Consider the following 16,227-nt stretch of genomic DNA (forward strand, 5'->3'; position numbering starts at 1 on the left):
CGCCGATTCCATAGGTGTGAGGATTCATGGTTGGCGGTAACGCGATTCGGGGCACCCGGGTGGGTGCCGGACCTACGGGCGAATCGGAACGAGGTGAGTCGGCGCCGCGGCGCCGAGTCGGCTACTGGTGCGCCAACGGGCACGAGGCCCGTCCGTCGTTCGCGATGGAGGCAGAGATCCCCGACGAGTGGGACTGCCCCCGCTGCGGGCTCCCCGGCGGGCAGGACGAGAAGAACCCGCCGGCCGCACCCCGGACCGAGCCCTACAAGACCCACCTGGCGTACGTGAAGGAGCGGCGCAGCGACGCCGACGGCGAGGCCATCCTCGCCGAGGCTCTCGAGCGTCTGCGCCAGCGCCGGGAGATCATCTAAGCGTCACCGCCGGAAGCCACCCCGAGGGAGCAAACCCCTCGAGGTGGCTTTTCGCGCGCGCTCGCTCTCCTTCGCAGCCACCACACCGAAGCCGTGTCGACCCCCCAATCACACGTGTCGACCCTCCAGCCACACGCGTCGGCTCCGCAATCACGTGAGTCGACCTTCCCGTCACGGGACCCGGCTCCGCAATCACGCAAGCCGATCCTCCGATGACGCGAACCGACCGCCCAGGTACGCGAGCCGACTGTCCAGGCACGCGAGCCGACTCTCTAGGTACGTGAGCCGACTTCTGCTGGTGCGCGCACCGACCGCCCATGTACGCGAGCTGACTCGAGGTAGGTGAGCCGACTCTGCAGGCGCGCGGGCTGACTCTCTAGGTACGTGAGCCGACTTCTGCTGGTGCGCGCACCGACCGCCCGTGTACGCGTGCTGACTCGAGGTAGGTGAGCCGACTCTGCAGGCACGCGGGCTGACTCTCTAGGTACGTGAGCCGACTCCGCAGGCACGCGAGCCGACTGCCCGGGTACGCCAACCGACCGTCTGGGCACGCGAGCTGACACCAGGGTGCGCGAGCCGGCTCTGCGGGTACGCCAACCGACCGTTTGGGCACGCGAGCCGACCCTCAGCCCACCTGAGCAGCCCCCGATTCGAGGCTACGGGCTGGCACCGACAAGTCCGGAGCCCGAAAAGCCGCGAGCGGCGAACCCAGGACACTGAAGTCCTGAATCCGCCGCTCGCGGCGTCATCGAAGCCGGAATCGTCGGTGCCCGCCCGTAAGCTGGAAACCGGGGGCTGCGCCCCAATCCGCGATCCTGCTGCGGCTCAGCAGGTCAGAGGCTCAGCGGATACCGCGCCCGCACCCGGAAGCCGCCGTCCTCGGTGCCCGACGTCTCGAAGCTGCCGCCCAGCAGGCGGGCCCGCTCGGCCAGCCCGGTCAGGCCGTGGCCGCCCGATGGCAGGGCCTCGCCAGCGCGTCGGGCGCGCTCGTTGCGGACCTCGATCTTGAGCGCTCCGTGCTCACCCTGGATGCGGATGGTCGCGGTCGCGCCCGGGGCGTGCTTGTGGACGTTGGTCAGGCACTCCTGCACCGTCCGGTACGCCGCCGCGGAGACCTGGTTGGGCAGCGCGTCCGGCAGGTGCTCGACCGTCAGGTGCACCGGGACGTCGGACGTGCGGATCAGCCGGTCGAGCTCGTTGATGCCCGGGCGGGGGCCGTCGTCCTCCGAACCGGCGCGCAGCACGCTGACCAGGGACCGCAGCTCCTCGAGCGTCCGCTTGCTCAGCCCGCGGATGACCTGCGCCGTCTCCAGCGACCGCTCGTCGGTGGTCTGGGCCTGCAGCGCGCCCGCCTGCATCGCGATCAGCGTGATCTGGTGCGACACGACGTCGTGCATCTCCCGGGCCAGCCGGGCGCGTTCCTCGGCGCGGACGGCGTCGGCGTGGAAGCGGCGCTCGCGGTCCCGGCTCGTGGCCAGCTCGGCGAGCTTGTTCGCGACCTCGGTGCGGGCCCCGATGAGCATGCCGATCGCGATCGGCATGCCGGCGACGAGCACGCCGTAGATGCCGTCGAGGATGTGCTCGCGCCAGCTCAGCTGGACGAAGTCCTCCAGCGGCCACTGCACGAACCGGCAGGTCCACACCAGCGCCGCGCCGACCCAGGTCTGCCAGTGCAGCTGACGGCGGGTGGCGAGCATGCCGAGCGTGATCATGCTCGCCAGCTGCGCCCACCCGGCCAGGAAACCGGGGACCGCGACGAGCACGGCCAGGAACGGGAACTTGCGGCGGAACACCACGGCGAGGCAGGCCGCGCCGGACAGGTAGATCGAGTAGGGCTGGGCCTTCTCGGGGATCACCAGCCAGACGTCGAGCACGGCCAGGATGACCGCGGCCGCCTCGATGGCGAACATGACCACAGCGGGGCGGGGGAGCGACCCGAACGCGCTCAGACCACGCCTTCGCACCCGCTCGGCGGCCGACGGCCCCGAGCCGGCGATCGAGATGCCTGGAATCGAGAGTCCCTCTGTACTCATCGCTGGCGACCCCATTCGTCTTGTGGACTTGATGGTGAGAGGTGCTCAGGGCCCGATCGGGACGCGCAGGAGAGAACAAATGTGCGGATGCTAACGAGGTTGCGTGGGAAGGCGGTAAGTTTCACGCGCCGTCGGTCTTTTGGCGTCCGGATTTCGCATTCGCTTGCGCCGTTCGGGCGATGGCACCCGCGACGCACTACTGACAGTGGATCTGTCACTGCCGAGCGTGCACCGGGACGACCACATCGTGGGAATCACGTTACCTCTCCGTGGTCGCCCGGCATAGGTCGTCAGGCCGCCGCCGGGCGGACCTCGTCACTCAGAAGGTGGACGAGACCCTCCCGGCACGCCGCCGCCGTTTCGATCGACCGCGGCAGCATCCGGGCCTCGTAAACGCGGATCGCCTCGGCGACGGACGGCGACGTTGCCAGCGCGGTCGCCAGCTCGGTGCCGTCCAGCATGGCGAGGTTCGCGCCGACCCCGAGCGGAGGCATCAGGTGTGCGGCGTCGCCGAGCAGCGTGACGCCGGGGGCCGACGTCCAGGCGTGCGGCACTGGCAGGACGTAGAGCGGCCGGTGCGTGAACTCGCCGTCGTTGTCGCGCAGGAACCCGAGCAGCTCCGGGTGCCAGCCGGCGTAGCGCTCCAGCAGGGTCGCGCGTACGGCGGCGGTGTCGGCGAAGGCGAAGCCGGCGTGCCAGTCCTCCGGCGCGTGGAACACGGCGTAGCCGCGGATGTGGCCGTTGCTGTTGCGCTGGGCGAAGATCGCGTTCCCGCCGGTCTTCGCGACCATCGTGCCCTGGCCGGTGAACGCGGCCAGGGCCGGATGCCGCCGGTCGGCGTCGTCGAGCCCGAACTCGACGAACGCGACGCCGCTGTACTCGGGCCGGACCCCGGTCAGGGCCCGGCGGACGCGGGACCACGCGCCGTCCGCGCCGACGACCAGGCCGAAGTCCTCCGTGGCGCCGTCGGTGAAGCGCAGCCGGGCGGTGCCGTCCGGCAGTGGCGTGACGTCCTGAGTGGCGCGGCCCCAGCGGACGGTGCCGGGGGTGAGTGAGTCCAGCAGGAGGCCGCGGAGCTGGCCGCGGTCGATCTCGGGCTTGAACTCGTCGTCCTCGGCGGGGATCTCGTCCATGACGACGTCGGCGCCGAACGGGTCGATCGCGCGCATCTGCTGGCCTTCGGGCCGGGCGAGCGCGCGCCACGTCTCGTACAGGCCGGCCGTGCGGAGGGCGACCTGGCCGGTGTCGCCGTGCATGTCGAGGGTGCCGCCCTGCGGGCGGGCGTCGGCCGAGGCCTCCTGCTCGAAGACGGTGACGTCGAGGCCGTGCAGCTGCAGGACGCGGGCGCAGGCGAGTCCGCCGAGCCCGGCGCCGACGACAGCGATCGTGGTGGTGCTGCTGGTCTCACTGGTGCTGCTGGTGCTGGTGTTCATGGCTTCCTCCGGGAAGTTCGGGCCGCTGGTCTCTCCGGCGGCGATGAACCCAGGAAACCAGAGTCACTACGAAAGTGCAATGACTACACTTTTAAAGTGAGTTCACCGTCACGTAGGCTGAGGGCATGACGGAAGTGATCGGGCGCCGTGAGCGCAAGAAGGCGCAGACCCGCAAGGCGCTGGCCGACGCGGCGCTGGAGCTGTTCCTCGCGCGCGGCTTCGACCAGGTCGGGGTCAAGGAGATCGCCGACGCGGCCGACGTCTCGGTGACGACGCTCTTCAAGCACTTCCCCAGCAAGGAAGCCCTGGTGTTCGACCAGGAGGCCGACATCGAGACGGCGCTGGTCGAGGCCGTCCGCGGCCGGCCGCCGGGGCACACGATCGTGGACGCGCTGCGCAAGCACATCCTGGTCGACGTGGCCGAAAGCCCGGACGACGCGTTCCTCCGGCTCATCGAAAGCACCCCGGCCCTGCGCGAGTACGGCAGGCGGATGTGGATGCGCCACGAGACGGCGCTGGCCCGCGCGATCGCGGAGGAGTCGGGCGCCCCGGAGGACGACGTGGCGTGCGCGGCGCTGGCCCGCTTCGCGCTGGCATCGCGCGAGCTGATCGCGGCCCACGAAAACCCCCGCCGAGCGGCGGAGGAGATCTTCGCCCGCCTGGAGCGCGGCTGGCGCACGGAGTGAACGGCCAGGGGGGCAGGCGAGAGCTTGCAGGAGTGGCGGCTGGACGGGGGTAGTGGTCGCTCGGAGTGCCGCTGGCGCATGGAGTGGGCGGCCGGGGCGCGAGCGAGGTGCTCGGGTGTGAGTGGTTGGACTGAGGCGGTAGCCGCTCGGAACGCTGCTGGCGCACGGAGTCGGCGGCAGGCGAGCGAGTGCTCGGATGTGAGTGGTTGGACTGACGGCAGCAGCGGCTCGGAACGCTGCTGGCGCATGGAGTGGGCGGCCTGGAAACGGGCGGGAGCGCTCGACGTGAACGGCTGGACTGGGTGGCAGCCGCCCGGAATGCTGTTGGCGCGTAAGGCGAACTTCCGGGGAACAGGCGAGATCATTCGGGACTGAACGGCCGGGCTGGGGGGCAGCAGCTGTGCGGAGTGTCGCTGGTGCACGCATTCAACGGCCGGGACGAGTGGTCGGAACGCAGGTGGCATGGAGTGAGCGGCCGCAGGTGCGGATGACCCGGTTTCCGGCTCATCGCGAAAGAGGGTCTGCCGGGTCCGAGGTGGCAGTCGCGGGTTTCACGCTCGGCCGCACTTCGATCCAGGCGAGGCGATATGGGGCCGAGCTAGGCGCCTTCCCGCAGGGAATGGATCATGCTCCGCAGAACCCGGAACGCGCCGACCTGCTCGGCCTCGCTGAGACCGGCCAGCATCCTGACCTCGACAGACCGGACCGCCACCGTCGCCTTCTCCAGGCTCCGCCGTCCGCGGGGTGTGAGCCGCGTCGGGAGCACCTTCCCGACGGGCGCCTCCGCCGGCCTGGTCACGTGGCCCTCCCGCTCCAGGTTCTGGAGCAGCACGTTCATCGACTGCCGCGTCACGAACGCGCCCCGGGCCAGCTCGGAGTTCGACAAGCCCGGCCGCTGCGCCAGCAGCTCGAGGCACGAGTAGTGCGTCACGGTCATCCCGAGCGGCCGCAGCACCTCCTCCATCGCCGCGCGCAGGACGCTCGACGCCTCTTTCAGCAGGTAACCCAGTGACGTCTCCAGGTCGACGCCCGCACCGTCTTGACTCATGTCAGTATTCTGACATAGATTGATGCGTGTCAGAAGACTGACACAGACGAAGGAGTGCCAATGCCCGCCACCGGACCCGACTTCATCTCGCTGCAAGCGCGCGATCTCGACGCTTCGCAGGCGTTCTACGAGCAGTACCTCGGCCTCGTCCGCTCGCCGGCCGGGCCGCCGCACGCCGTCGTCTTCGAGACGAAACCGATCGCCTTCGCGCTCCGCGACGTCCTGCCCGGCACCGATCTCGCCTCCGTGGCCCAGCCCGGCATCGGTGCCGCGATCTGGCTGCACGCCACCGATGTCCAGGCCATCCACGACGCGCTCGCCGCCGACGGCCACACGATCGTCTCCGCGCCGGTCGACGGGCCCTTCGGCCGGACGTTCACCTTCGCCGACCCCGACGGCTACCAGGTCACCCTCCACGACCGCGCCTGACGAAGCGCAAAACAGTGAAGGCCCCCTGCCGGTGGCAGGAGGCCTTCACGGAACCCACGACGACTAGGCCGTCGGCGGCTGGTACACCTTGGTGAGCTTGCCCGCCGCGGTGCGGTCGAGCAGCCACAGCGTCCGGCGGTGCCCGCGGGCCCCCGCCACCGGGAGCTGGACCTCGCCGGCACCCGAGAGGGCCAGCGCCACCGCATCGGCCTTCGCTTCGCCCGCCGTCATCAGCCAGACGTCCTGGGCCCGGCGGATCGCCGGGAGCGTCAGCGAAACCCGCGTCGGCGGCGGCTTGGGGCAGTTGCGCACCGCCACCACCGAACGCTCGGTCTCGTGGACCGCCGGGGACTCCGGGAACACCGACGCGGTGTGCCCTTCGCCGCCCAGGCCGAGCAGCATGATGTCGAACGACGGCACGTCGCCGTGGTCCTCCGGGCCGGCGTTGTCGGCCAGCACCTGGGCGTACGCCAGAGCGGCAGCGTCGACGTCGTCGCCGAACTCGCCGTCCGACGCCGCGATCGCGTGGACCCGCTTCGGGTCGAGCGGGACGTGGTCGAGCAGGGCCTCACGGGCCTGCTTCTCGTTCCGCTCGTCCGAATCGGCCGGGACGAACCGCTCGTCACCCCAGTAGATGTCCAGCCGCGACCAGTCGATCGCGTCCCGGGCCGAGGATCCGCGCAGCTCCGACAGCACCGCGATACCGGTGCCGCCGCCGGTGAGCACGAGCGAGGCCGAGCCCTTGGCCGCCTGGACGTCCACGAGCCGCGTGACCAGCCGGGCCGCCGCGGCGGCGGCCAGCAGGTCCTGGTTCGCGTAGACGACGACCTCGGTCTTGCTCATGAATCGCTCTTCTTGCCGTTGGCACCCGCCTTGGCCTTCGCCGGAGCCTTGGCGGGCTCCTTCGAAGGAGCCTCAGCAGCGCCGGCGGCAGCCGGGGACGTGACGTCCGGCTTGGCCGGTGCGCCCGTCTTGCCGTTGGTGCCGGACGTGATCTTGCCCAGGCCGTGCAGCGCCGCCTCGTAGACCTCGTCCGGGTCGAGCCGCCGCAGCTCCTCGACCAGGCAGTCCTGGGTGCTGCGCCGCTGCAGGGCGATCCGCCGGGTCGGCTGGCCCGGCTGGGTCAGCGTGCCGACGCGCCCGTCCGGCCGGTGCAGCTCCACCGCACCCGAACGACGGTCCAGGTTCACCGAGATGATCCCGGCCGCCCCCGAGCTCTTGACCCGCTTGACCGGCACCTTCAGGTACTCGGCCAGCCACGCGGCCAGCAGCTCGGTCGACGGCGAGTCGGCCTCGCCGGTCACCGTCGCGCCGGTGATCTTCTCGTACGGCGGCAGGTCCAGCGCCGAGACGAGCTGGGCCCGCCAGTGCGTCAGCCGCGTCCAGGCCAGGTCGGTGTCGCCGGCCGTGTAGGCCTTCGCCCGCGTGGTCAGCGCCTTGACCGGGCTCTTTTCCGCGGCCGAGTCGGTGATCCGGCGCTGGGCCAGCTCGCCGAGCGGGTCCTTGTCCGGGTCCTTCGGGCCGGCGCCGGGCCACCAGGTGACGATCGGCGCGTCCGGCAGCAGCAGTGGCACGACCGCGCTCTGGCCCTGGGCGGCCAGCGGGCCGTAGAGCCGCAGCACGATGACCTCGCTCGCGCCGGCGTCGCCGCCGACCCGGATCTGGCCGTCGATGCGCGGGGCCGCGGTGCGCGCCCCCTTGGCGACCACGATCACCCGTGACGGGTGCTCGCGGCTCGCGCCGTTGGCGGCTTCGATCGCCGACTCGAGGTAGGCGTCGTCGTCGGCCACGATGACCAGCGTCAGCACCCGCCCGAGCGCCACTTGCCCGCCCTGTTCGCGGATCTCCACCAGCTTCTTGTTGAGTGCCGAAGTCGTGGTGGACGGCAGGTCGATGATCACGGGCGCCTCCATTTCCGGCCGGTGCGCTCCAGCATTTCGTCGGCGGACGGCGGGCCCCAGGTGCCCGGCGGGTACTGCTCCGGCGAACCCTCCTTGGCCCAGTGCTCCAGCACCGGGTCGAGGATCTTCCAGGAGAGCTCGACCTCTTCGTTGACCGGGAACAGCGACGGCTCGCCGAGCAGGACGTCGAGGATCAGGCGCTCGTAGGCCTCGGGGGAGGACTCGGTGAACGCGTGCCCGTAGCCGAAGTCCATGGTGACGTCGCGGACCTCCATCGTGGTCCCCGGCACCTTCGAGCCGAACCGCAGCGTGATGCCCTCGTCCGGCTGCACCCGGATGACCAGGGCGTTCTGCCCCAGCTCCTCGGTCGACGTCGAGTCGAACGGCAGGTGCGGCGCCCGCTTGAACACCACGGCGATCTCGGTGACGCGGCGGCCGAGCCGCTTGCCGGTGCGCAGGTAGAACGGCACCCCGGCCCAGCGGCGGCTCTGCACCTCGAGGGTCACCGCGGCGTAGGTCTCGGTCTTCGAGTCCTTCGCGAAACCCTCTTCCTGCAGCAGGCCGGGCACCTTCGTGCCGCCCTGCCAGCCGCCCGCGTACTGGCCGCGCGCGGTGGTCTTGCTCAGCGGCCCGATCGCGCTGGTGCCCGAGAGCACCTTGATCTTCTCCGCGCGCAGGGCCCGCGGCTCGAACGACAGCGGCTCCTCCATCGCGGTGAAGGCGAGCAGCTGCAGCAGGTGGTTCTGGATGACGTCGCGGGCCGCGCCGATGCCGTCGTAGTACCCCGCGCGGCCGCCGAGGCCGATGTCCTCGGCCATGGTGATCTGCACGTGGTCGACGTAGTTGGCGTTCCAGATCGGCTCGAACAGCTGGTTCGCGAAGCGCAGCGCCAGGATGTTCTGGACCGTTTCCTTGCCGAGGTAGTGGTCGATGCGGAACACCGACTCCTCGGGGAAGACGTCGTTGACGATCGCGTTCAGCTCTTCGGCGCTCTTCAGGTCGTGCCCGAACGGCTTCTCGATGACCACGCGGCGCCAGGTGTTCTCGTCGGCGTTGGCCAGCCCGGAGCGGGCCAGCTGCTTGGTCACCACCGGGAACGCGCCGGGCGGGATCGACAGGTAGAACGCCGTGTTGCCGCCGGTGCCGCGTTCCTTGTCGAGGTCCTTGACCGTCTGCGCGAGCCGGTCGAACGCGTCGTCGTCGTCGAACGTGCCCTGCACGAACCGGATGCCCTCGGCGAGCCGGTTCCAGACCGACTCCTTGAACGGCGTGCGCGCGTGCGCCTTGACCGAGTCGTGCACCAGTTCGCCGAAGTCCTGGTGTTCCCAGTCCCGGCGGGCGAACCCGACGAGCGAGAAGCCCGCGGGCAGCAGCCCGCGGTTGGCCAGGTCGTAGATGGCGGGCATCAGCTTCTTGCGGGCCAGGTCGCCGGTGACCCCGAAGATCACCAGGCTGGACGGCCCGGCGATGCGCGGGAGCCGCTTGTCCCGCGGATCGCGCAGCGGGTTGCTCCAGGTCATGCGCCCACCTCCTGTACTGCGCGGACCACGGCCGCGAGACCCGCGGCGCGGTCGGTCAGGTGCAGGCGCAGCACCGGGCGGCCGTGCTCGGCGAGCACCTGCCCGTCGCCCAGGGCCTGGGCGTGCTGCAGCTGCCCCAGCGTGTACGGCCGGTCCGGCACGTCGAGGTCGTGCTCGACGGCGCCGGTGAGCTGCAGGAAGACGCCGTTCTGGTGCCCGCCCTTGTGGTACTGCCCGGTGGAGTGCAGGAACCGCGGACCCCAGCCGAACGTCGTCTGCAGGCCGGTGCGCTTGGCGATCTCCCCGCGCAGCAGCTGGGTCGACGCGTCGTCGAGGCGGTCCAGGTAGGCCTGCACCGCGATGTAGCCGGCCTCCGGCGCCGACGCGAAGAACGCGCGGAGCACGTCGGTCAGGCTGCCTTCGGTGGCCACGCCGTCGGATCCGAAGATCTCGACCGGTCCATCCACAGTGGACGCCGTCTCGCCGCCCTTGAGCTTCTCCGGGTCGTCCAGCAGCGCGCGCGCCGCCTTCTTGGCCGCTTCGACGTCGGGCTGGTCGAACGGGTTGATCCCGAGCAGGCGCCCGGCCAGCGCGGTGGCGAACTCCCAGAGCAGCATCTGCGCGCCGAGCGAGCCGGTGACGCCGATCTTGGCCGCGCCCTTCGGGGCGCCGACGGCGACCGCGGTGGCGTCGGCCTTCGCGTCGGCGAAGCCGGGCGCCTCGGTGCCTTCGACGGCGACCGGCAGCAACCCGGTGCCCTGCTTGCCGGTGGACTCGGCGATCAGCTGCTCCGCCCAGTCGGGGAAGCCCTTGATCCCGGAACCGGAGTCCGCGAGCACGACCTTCTCGGCGCCCGCTTCGTGCGCGGCGGCCCACGCGGCGGCCAGCTTGACCGCCGGGTTGTCCACCGAGTCCGCGGCCAGCTCCTCGGCCACCGAGGCGGCCTGGTCGAGCAGGCGGGCGACGTCCGCGCCGGCGAGGCCGGCCGGGACGAGCCCGAACGCGGTCAGCGCGGAGTAGCGGCCGCCGACGTGCGGGTCGGCGAGGAAGGTCTTGCGGTAACCCTCCTTTTCGGACAGTTCCTGGAACGGCGAGCCCGGGTCGGTGACGACCACGATCCGCCGCGCCGCGTCGATTCCCGCGTCCGTGAACGCCTTCGCGAAGATCCGCCGGTGGCTGTCGGTCTCGACGGTGCCGCCCGACTTCGACGACACGACGATCACCGTGCGCTCGAGGTCACCGGCGAGCGCGTCGGCGACCTGGCCCGGGTCGGTGGTGTCGAGCACGGTCAGCGCGACGTCGTCGGTGCCGGCGATGACCTCCGGCGCCAGCGACGAGCCGCCCATGCCGGCGAGCACGACGCGGTCGACACCCTCGGACCGCAGTTCGGTCCGCAGCGCCTCGATCTCGCCGATCAGCGGCCGCGACGACTTGTGCAGCGTCGTCCACGAAAGCCGGATCGACGCCTCGGACTCGGCGTCCGGTCCCCAGAGCGTGGGGTCCTGCGCCGCCAGCTTCGACGCGGCTTGGTCGGCGACCAGCCGCTCGGCCAGCGGCGTGGCGCGCCCGGCCAGTTCGGCGTCCACGATCTCGACGCCGGTCTTTTCCCCTGTCGTCATGTCGTGCTTCAGCCCTTCGCCTTTTCGAGCTGGCCGTTGACGGTGTCGAGCAGTTCCGTCCAGGACTTCTCGAACTTCTCGACGCCCTCGTTCTCGAGGACGAGGAACACGTCGGTGATGTCGATCCCGACGGCCTCGAGCTTGTCGAAGACCTCCTGCGCCTCGGCGCCGCGCCCGGAGACCTGGTCACCCTTGAACTCGGAGTGCTCGGCGACGGCGTCGAGGGTCTTCTCCGGCATCGTGTTGACGGTGTCCTTCACGACGAGGTCGTCGACGTAGAGGGTGGGGGAGTAGTCCGGGTTCTTGACGCCGGTGGAGGCCCAGAGCGGGCGCTGCGCGTGGGCGCCGTCGGCCGCGAGGGCCTTCCAGCGATCCGTGGCCGACAGCTCCTCGAAGGCCGCGTAGGCGAGCCGCGCGTTGGCGACGGCGGCCTTGCCGCGCAGGGCCTTGGCCTCGTCCGTGCCGATCGCGTCGAGCCGCTTGTCGATCTCGGTGTCCACGCGGGACACGAAGAACGACGCGACCGAGTGGATGCCGCGCAGGTCGTGGCCGTTGGCCTTGGCCTGCTCCAGGCCGGCGAAGTAGGCCTCGATGACCTTCTTGTAGCGCTCGACGGAGAAGATCAGCGTGACGTTGACGCTGATGCCCTCGGCGAGCGTGGCGGTGATCGCCGGCAGGCCCTCTTCGGTGGCCGGGATCTTGATCAGCGTGTTCGGCCGGTCGACGGTCTTCCACAGGTCCTTGGCTTCGGCCACCGTCTTGTCGGTGTCCTTGGCCAGGCGCGGGTCGACCTCGATGGAGACGCGGCCGTCGACGCCGTTCGTGGCGGCGTAGACGTCGCGGAACAGGTCGGCCGCGTTGCGCACGTCGGTCGTGGTCAGGTCGCGGATGGTCGCCTCGACGTCGGCGCCCTGGGCGGCGAGCTCCTTGGTGCGCTCGTCGTAGGCGTCACCCTTCGACATCGCGTTGGCGAAGATCGTCGGGTTGGTCGTCACGCCGACGACGTGCTTGTCGCGGATCAGCGCGGCGAGGTTGCCGGTGTTCAGGCGTTCGCGCGAAAGGTCGTCCAGCCAGATCGAAACACCGGCCTCGGACAGCTGCGCGAGCTTGTCGTTGCTCATCTATGTCCCCTTCAGTTCTTGGTGTTGGCGATCGAGCGGCGGGCCGCGTCGACGACTGCCTCCGTGGTGAAACCGAACTCACGGAACAGTGTGGCGGCATCGGCGGAGGCGCCGAAGTGCTCGATCGAAACGTTCACCCCGGCGTCACCGGTGAAGCGGTGCCACGACTGGGCGATGCCCGCCTCGACGGACACGCGGGCCTTCACACCGGCCGGGATGACGGATTCGCGGTAGGCCGCGTCCTGCGCGTCGAACCACTCGACGCACGGCATCGAGACGACGCGCGCCTTGACGCCGTCGGCCTCGAGGACCTTCTTCGCCTCGACGGCGAGCTGGACCTCGGAACCGGTGCCGATCAGCACGACGTCCGGGGTGCCGTCGGAGTCGGCCAGGACGTAACCGCCCTTCGCGACGCCTTCGGCGCTGGTGCCCTCGAGCACCGGCACGTTCTGGCGGGTGAGCGCCAGGCCGGACGGGTGGTGGATGTCCTCCAGCACGGCCTTCCACGCGTAGGCGGTCTCGTTGGCGTCCGCCGGGCGGACGACGTTGAGGCCCGGGATCGCGCGCAGCGCGGAAAGCTGCTCGATCGGCTGGTGCGTCGGCCCGTCCTCGCCGAGGCCGATCGAGTCGTGCGTCCACACGTAGGTGACCGGCGCCTTCATCAGCGCGGCCAGCCGGACCGGCGGGCGCATGTAGTCGGAGAAGATGAGGAACGTCGCGCCGTACGGGCGGGTGCCGCCGTGCAGCGCGATCCCGTTGAGGATCGAGCCCATGGCGTGCTCGCGGATGCCGAAGTGCAGCGTCCGGCCGTACGGGCTGGTCTTCCACATGTCCGTGGAAGCCTTCTCGGGACCGAACGAGTCGGCGCCCTTCATCGTGGTGTTGTTGCTCTCGGCGAGGTCCGCGGACCCGCCCCACAGCTCCGGCAGCGGCTCGGCGAGCGCGTTGAGCACCTCGCCGGAGGCCTTGCGGGTGGCGACGCCCTTGGCGTCCGGCTCCCACTTCGGCAGGTTGTCGGCGAAGCCCTCGGGCAGCGTGCGGGTGGACATCCGGTCCGCGATCTTCTTGCGCTCCGGGTTGGCCTGGCCCCACGCCTCGAACTTCTCCTGCCATTCGGCGTGCGCGGTCTTGCCGCGCTCGAGTGCCTGGCGGGTGTGCTTGAGGACGTCGTCCTCGACCTGGAACGACTGCTCCGGGTCGAAGCCGAGGACGGTCTTCACCGCGGCGACCTCTTCGGCACCCAGCGCGGCGCCGTGCGCCTTGCCGGTGCCCATCTTCTTCGGCGCGGGGTACCCGATGACGGTCCGCACCGCGATGAACGACGGCCGGCTGGTCTCGGCCTTGGCGTTCTTGATGGCCTCTTCGAGGGCGACGACGTCTTCGCCGCCTTCGACGAACTGGGTGTGCCAGCCGTAGGCCTCGTACCGCGCGACCGTGTCCTCCGAAAGGGCGATGTTCGTGTCGTCCTCGATGGAGATCTTGTTGTCGTCCCAGAAGACGATCAGGTTGCCCAGCTCCTGGCGGCCCGCGATGGACGACGCCTCGGCGGTGACGCCCTCTTCGATGTCGCCGTCGGAGGCGATGGAGTAGATGAAGTGGTCGAAGATGCTCTCGCCGGGAGCGGCGTCCGGGTCCAGCAGGCCGCGCTCGCGGCGGGCGGCCATCGCCATGCCCACGGCGTTCGCGAGGCCCTGCCCCAGCGGGCCGGTGGTGGTCTCGACGCCGTCGGTGTGGCGGTACTCCGGGTGACCCGGGGTCTTGGAGCCCCACTTGCGCAGCTGCTTGAGGTCCTCGAGCTCGAGGCCGTAGCCGGCGAGGAACAGCTGGATGTAGAGGGTCAGGCTGCTGTGCCCGGCCGACAGCACGAACCGGTCGCGGCCCGGCCAGTTCTGGTCGTTCGGGTCGTGCCGCAGCGTGCGCTGGAACAGCGTGTAGGCCAGCGGGGCCAGGCTCATCGCGGTGCCGGGGTGGCCGCTGCCACAGTTCTCGACCGCGTCGGCGGCGAGCACCCGGACGGTGTCCACGGCGCGGGTGTCGGTGTCGGTCCAGTCGGCGGGGACGTTACGCCGGAGGAGTGGGTTGTTCTCGCTGGTAGGGGCGGTTTCGGACACTGAACTCCAACTCCCGGTCATGATGGTTGCGGCTGGTCTTCCTCGTTCCGGTTACCCGTGCGCGGGGTCATCTATCTCAATCGATCCCGAAGGGACGATATTCCTGCTCGCGACCCTGCGCAGGGGCAATCGCGGCCCGACCCGGCCAGCCTAGTGCTTGAGCCGGTCGAGGACCCGCGATCACCCACGGGATTCACCACGTCTAACATCGTTCGAGGGTTCAGACCGGCGGTTTTCAGCGGCACCACACGCCTCCGGCACCGGGCCCGCCCGAACCTGACGCAGGGAGTGAAATGTCGTTGGTGAACGCTGCGCACGGACGCAGTGAGGACACCAGCGCCGTGCACCCGACCGGTGAGCGACCGCACGGTGACCGGCGAAGCATCCGCCAGGTCGTCGGCGCCTACGCCGCGCTGGCGAAGCCGCGGGTGATCGAGCTCCTCCTGGTGACCACCATCCCGGCGATGTTCCTGGCCGGCCGTCAGATCCCCTCGCCGTGGCTGGTCCTGGCCACGCTGCTGGGCGGGACGATGGCCGCGGGCAGCGCGAACGCGCTCAACTGCGTGATCGACGCGGACATCGACAAGGTGATGAACCGCACGAAGCGGCGTCCCCTGGTGAAGGACTCGGTGCCCCGGCGTGGCGCGCTGATCTTCGGCTTGGTGATGGGCGTCGCGTCGGCCGTGGTGCTCTATTTCACGGTCAACCTGCTGTCGGCGGTGTTGGCCGTGGCCACGATCCTCTTCTACATCTTCGTCTACACGCTCGGCCTGAAGCGGCGCACGTCGCAGAACGTCGTCTGGGGCGGCGCGGCCGGCTGCATGCCGGTGGTCATCGGCTGGGCGGCCGTCACCGGCACCGTGCAGTGGCCGGCGTTCGTGATGTTCGGCGTGATCTTCTTCTGGACCCCGCCGCACACCTGGGCCCTGGGCATGAAGTACCGCGACGACTACGAGCGCGCGGGCGTCCCGATGCTCCCGGTCGTGGCCACGGCCCAGCACGTCGCCAAGCAGATCGTCATCTACTCGTGGGTGATGGTGGCCTGGACGCTGCTGCTGCTGCCGGTGACGTCGTGGCTGTACGGCACGTTCGCCATCCTCGCGGGCGGCTGGTTCCTCTTCTACGCGCACAGCCTCCAAGCCTCGGTCCGCCGCGGCGAGGAGACCAAGCCGATGGCGCTGTTCCACCGCTCGAACACGTACCTGATGATCGTGTTCGTGGCGCTGGCGGTCGACTCGGCGATCGGCCTGCCGACGCTGGGCCTGCCCTTCTGAGCACCGCGGAGTTCTTCGCGGACGTCGTCGAGACCGGCACGGTGCTCGGGGCGGACCACACGTGGTCGCCCGAGCGGGTGGCGAACCTGCTCGGCGACGACTACGGCGACAACCCTTCGGACTACTCGCTGGGCCGTGACCACGGCCTGGTCGACTTCTTCTGGCAGCGCCACGGTCCCAAGCAGCCGTGGACCGGGACGCACTTCTCGGTGCAGGCGCACCGGCTCCGCGTCGGCGACCCCGAACTGATCAGCCCGGTCCTGCGCGAGCGCTACGGCGTCGTCCCCGCGCTGGTCCCGTTCGCCGATGTCGCCGCGCTGCTCGAAGCGCGGGGTGTGCCCCTGGTCGAAAAGCCGTACCCGGTGGCCCCGGACGAGATGCGCACGTACTGGCAGCCCGGCTCACGGACCCTCGTCTCCGTGGTGGCCGGGTCGTCCTACGGCCGGGCCGGTGACGTCTACAAGGTCGTCAACCCGAGCCACGGAACACCCTGAGGGTCCGGATGGTCAAGAAGGTCGCGCTCGCGGTGATCGTCGTCGTCCTGTTCGCCGCCCTCCTCTACCTCGGCGGCGGCAAGGTGTCGCTGGACGAGAACACGCTCCTCGGCACGGGCTGCGCGATCCCGGCCCGCATCACGGCGGTCCCCGGGCCCGCCGACGCGGCCCCGGGCGGCGGCGGGAT

The 16,227-nt window shown here is 70.5% G+C and carries 14 protein-coding genes; 5 read left to right on the forward strand and 9 right to left on the reverse strand.

The window, feature by feature from the left end; all coding sequences use genetic code 11:
• Positions 1-26: 26 nt before the first annotated feature.
• Positions 27-371, forward strand: a complete 345-nt coding sequence (locus tag ACGFMK_RS30295; protein WP_323330437.1) for an RNA polymerase-binding protein RbpA — start codon at positions 27-29, stop codon at positions 369-371.
• Positions 372-1,204: 833 nt separating this feature from the next.
• On the opposite strand, the gene ACGFMK_RS30300 is transcribed toward ACGFMK_RS30295, so the two are convergent.
• Positions 1,205-2,404: a sensor histidine kinase gene (locus tag ACGFMK_RS30300; protein ID WP_392770238.1), complete on the reverse strand. Its 1,200-nt coding sequence runs from the start codon at positions 2,402-2,404 to the stop codon at positions 1,205-1,207.
• A 290-nt stretch (positions 2,405-2,694) separates the two neighbouring features.
• Positions 2,695-3,837, reverse strand: coding sequence for an FAD-dependent oxidoreductase (locus tag ACGFMK_RS30305; protein WP_392770240.1), 1,143 nt, complete (start codon positions 3,835-3,837; stop codon positions 2,695-2,697).
• Between the two features lie 125 nt (positions 3,838-3,962).
• On the opposite strand from ACGFMK_RS30305, the gene ACGFMK_RS30310 reads away from it, so the two are divergent.
• Complete coding sequence (locus ACGFMK_RS30310) at positions 3,963-4,523, forward strand: TetR/AcrR family transcriptional regulator (protein ID WP_392770241.1); 561 nt, start codon at positions 3,963-3,965, stop codon at positions 4,521-4,523.
• 598 nt (positions 4,524-5,121) lie between these two features.
• On the opposite strand, the gene ACGFMK_RS30315 is transcribed toward ACGFMK_RS30310, so the two are convergent.
• The gene (locus tag ACGFMK_RS30315) at positions 5,122-5,571 is read right to left on the reverse strand and encodes a MarR family winged helix-turn-helix transcriptional regulator (protein WP_392770244.1); all 450 of its coding nucleotides are present in this window, start codon (positions 5,569-5,571) and stop codon (positions 5,122-5,124) included.
• A gap of 60 nt (positions 5,572-5,631) precedes the next feature.
• On the opposite strand from ACGFMK_RS30315, the gene ACGFMK_RS30320 reads away from it, so the two are divergent.
• Positions 5,632-6,000, forward strand: coding sequence for a VOC family protein (locus ACGFMK_RS30320; protein WP_392770245.1), 369 nt, complete (start codon positions 5,632-5,634; stop codon positions 5,998-6,000).
• Positions 6,001-6,063: 63 nt separating this feature from the next.
• Here the strand turns inward: ACGFMK_RS30320 and pgl are convergent, their stop codons facing one another.
• Genes pgl through tkt form a run of 6 tightly spaced genes read right to left on the reverse strand, consistent with a single transcriptional unit; the run spans position 6,064 to position 14,272 of the window.
• Positions 6,064-6,843, reverse strand: coding sequence for a 6-phosphogluconolactonase (pgl, locus tag ACGFMK_RS30325; RefSeq protein ID WP_392770248.1), 780 nt, complete (start codon positions 6,841-6,843; stop codon positions 6,064-6,066).
• Positions 6,840-7,901, reverse strand: coding sequence for a glucose-6-phosphate dehydrogenase assembly protein OpcA (opcA, locus tag ACGFMK_RS30330; protein ID WP_392770251.1), 1,062 nt, complete (start codon positions 7,899-7,901; stop codon positions 6,840-6,842). Before opcA ends, pgl begins: the two co-directional genes overlap by 4 nt.
• Positions 7,898-9,421, reverse strand: a complete 1,524-nt coding sequence (gene zwf / locus ACGFMK_RS30335) for a glucose-6-phosphate dehydrogenase (RefSeq protein WP_392770254.1) — start codon at positions 9,419-9,421, stop codon at positions 7,898-7,900. Before zwf ends, opcA begins: the two co-directional genes overlap by 4 nt.
• Complete coding sequence (locus tag ACGFMK_RS30340; protein WP_392770256.1) at positions 9,418-11,040, reverse strand: glucose-6-phosphate isomerase; 1,623 nt, start codon at positions 11,038-11,040, stop codon at positions 9,418-9,420. The genes zwf and ACGFMK_RS30340 overlap by 4 nt, the downstream gene beginning before the upstream one ends.
• Before the next feature lie 8 nt (positions 11,041-11,048).
• Positions 11,049-12,161, reverse strand: coding sequence for a transaldolase (tal, locus tag ACGFMK_RS30345; RefSeq protein ID WP_392770259.1), 1,113 nt, complete (start codon positions 12,159-12,161; stop codon positions 11,049-11,051).
• 11 nt (positions 12,162-12,172) lie between these two features.
• Positions 12,173-14,272 (reverse strand): transketolase, encoded by a 2,100-nt coding sequence (tkt, locus tag ACGFMK_RS30350; protein WP_392770262.1) that lies wholly within the window; start codon positions 14,270-14,272, stop codon positions 12,173-12,175.
• A gap of 293 nt (positions 14,273-14,565) precedes the next feature.
• Between tkt and ACGFMK_RS30355 the strand changes: the two genes are divergently transcribed.
• The gene (locus tag ACGFMK_RS30355) at positions 14,566-15,546 is read left to right on the forward strand and encodes a heme o synthase (protein ID WP_392770265.1); all 981 of its coding nucleotides are present in this window, start codon (positions 14,566-14,568) and stop codon (positions 15,544-15,546) included.
• A 41-nt stretch (positions 15,547-15,587) separates the two neighbouring features.
• The gene (locus ACGFMK_RS30360) at positions 15,588-16,040 is read left to right on the forward strand and encodes a hypothetical protein (protein ID WP_392770268.1); all 453 of its coding nucleotides are present in this window, start codon (positions 15,588-15,590) and stop codon (positions 16,038-16,040) included.
• Positions 16,041-16,227 lie beyond the last annotated feature (187 nt).

This window comes from Amycolatopsis sp. NPDC049252 (assembly GCF_043197175.1).
Classification (GTDB): domain Bacteria; phylum Actinomycetota; class Actinomycetes; order Mycobacteriales; family Pseudonocardiaceae; genus Amycolatopsis.

Excerpts from the sequence above, each read along its gene's own strand:
- ACGFMK_RS30295 (WP_323330437.1), top strand. The coding sequence starts at position 27 with ATGGTTGGCGGTAACGCGATTCGGGGCACCCGGGTGGGTGCCGGACCT.
- ACGFMK_RS30300 (WP_392770238.1), bottom strand. The coding sequence starts at position 2,404 with ATGAGTACAGAGGGACTCTCGATTCCAGGCATCTCGATCGCCGGCTCG.
- ACGFMK_RS30305 (WP_392770240.1), bottom strand. The coding sequence starts at position 3,837 with ATGAACACCAGCACCAGCAGCACCAGTGAGACCAGCAGCACCACCACG.
- ACGFMK_RS30310 (WP_392770241.1), top strand. The coding sequence starts at position 3,963 with ATGACGGAAGTGATCGGGCGCCGTGAGCGCAAGAAGGCGCAGACCCGC.
- ACGFMK_RS30315 (WP_392770244.1), bottom strand. The coding sequence starts at position 5,571 with ATGAGTCAAGACGGTGCGGGCGTCGACCTGGAGACGTCACTGGGTTAC.
- ACGFMK_RS30320 (WP_392770245.1), top strand. The coding sequence starts at position 5,632 with ATGCCCGCCACCGGACCCGACTTCATCTCGCTGCAAGCGCGCGATCTC.
- pgl (WP_392770248.1), bottom strand. The coding sequence starts at position 6,843 with ATGAGCAAGACCGAGGTCGTCGTCTACGCGAACCAGGACCTGCTGGCC.
- zwf (WP_392770254.1), bottom strand. The coding sequence starts at position 9,421 with ATGACCTGGAGCAACCCGCTGCGCGATCCGCGGGACAAGCGGCTCCCG.
- ACGFMK_RS30340 (WP_392770256.1), bottom strand. The coding sequence starts at position 11,040 with ATGACGACAGGGGAAAAGACCGGCGTCGAGATCGTGGACGCCGAACTG.
- tal (WP_392770259.1), bottom strand. The coding sequence starts at position 12,161 with ATGAGCAACGACAAGCTCGCGCAGCTGTCCGAGGCCGGTGTTTCGATC.
- ACGFMK_RS30355 (WP_392770265.1), top strand. The coding sequence starts at position 14,566 with ATGTCGTTGGTGAACGCTGCGCACGGACGCAGTGAGGACACCAGCGCC.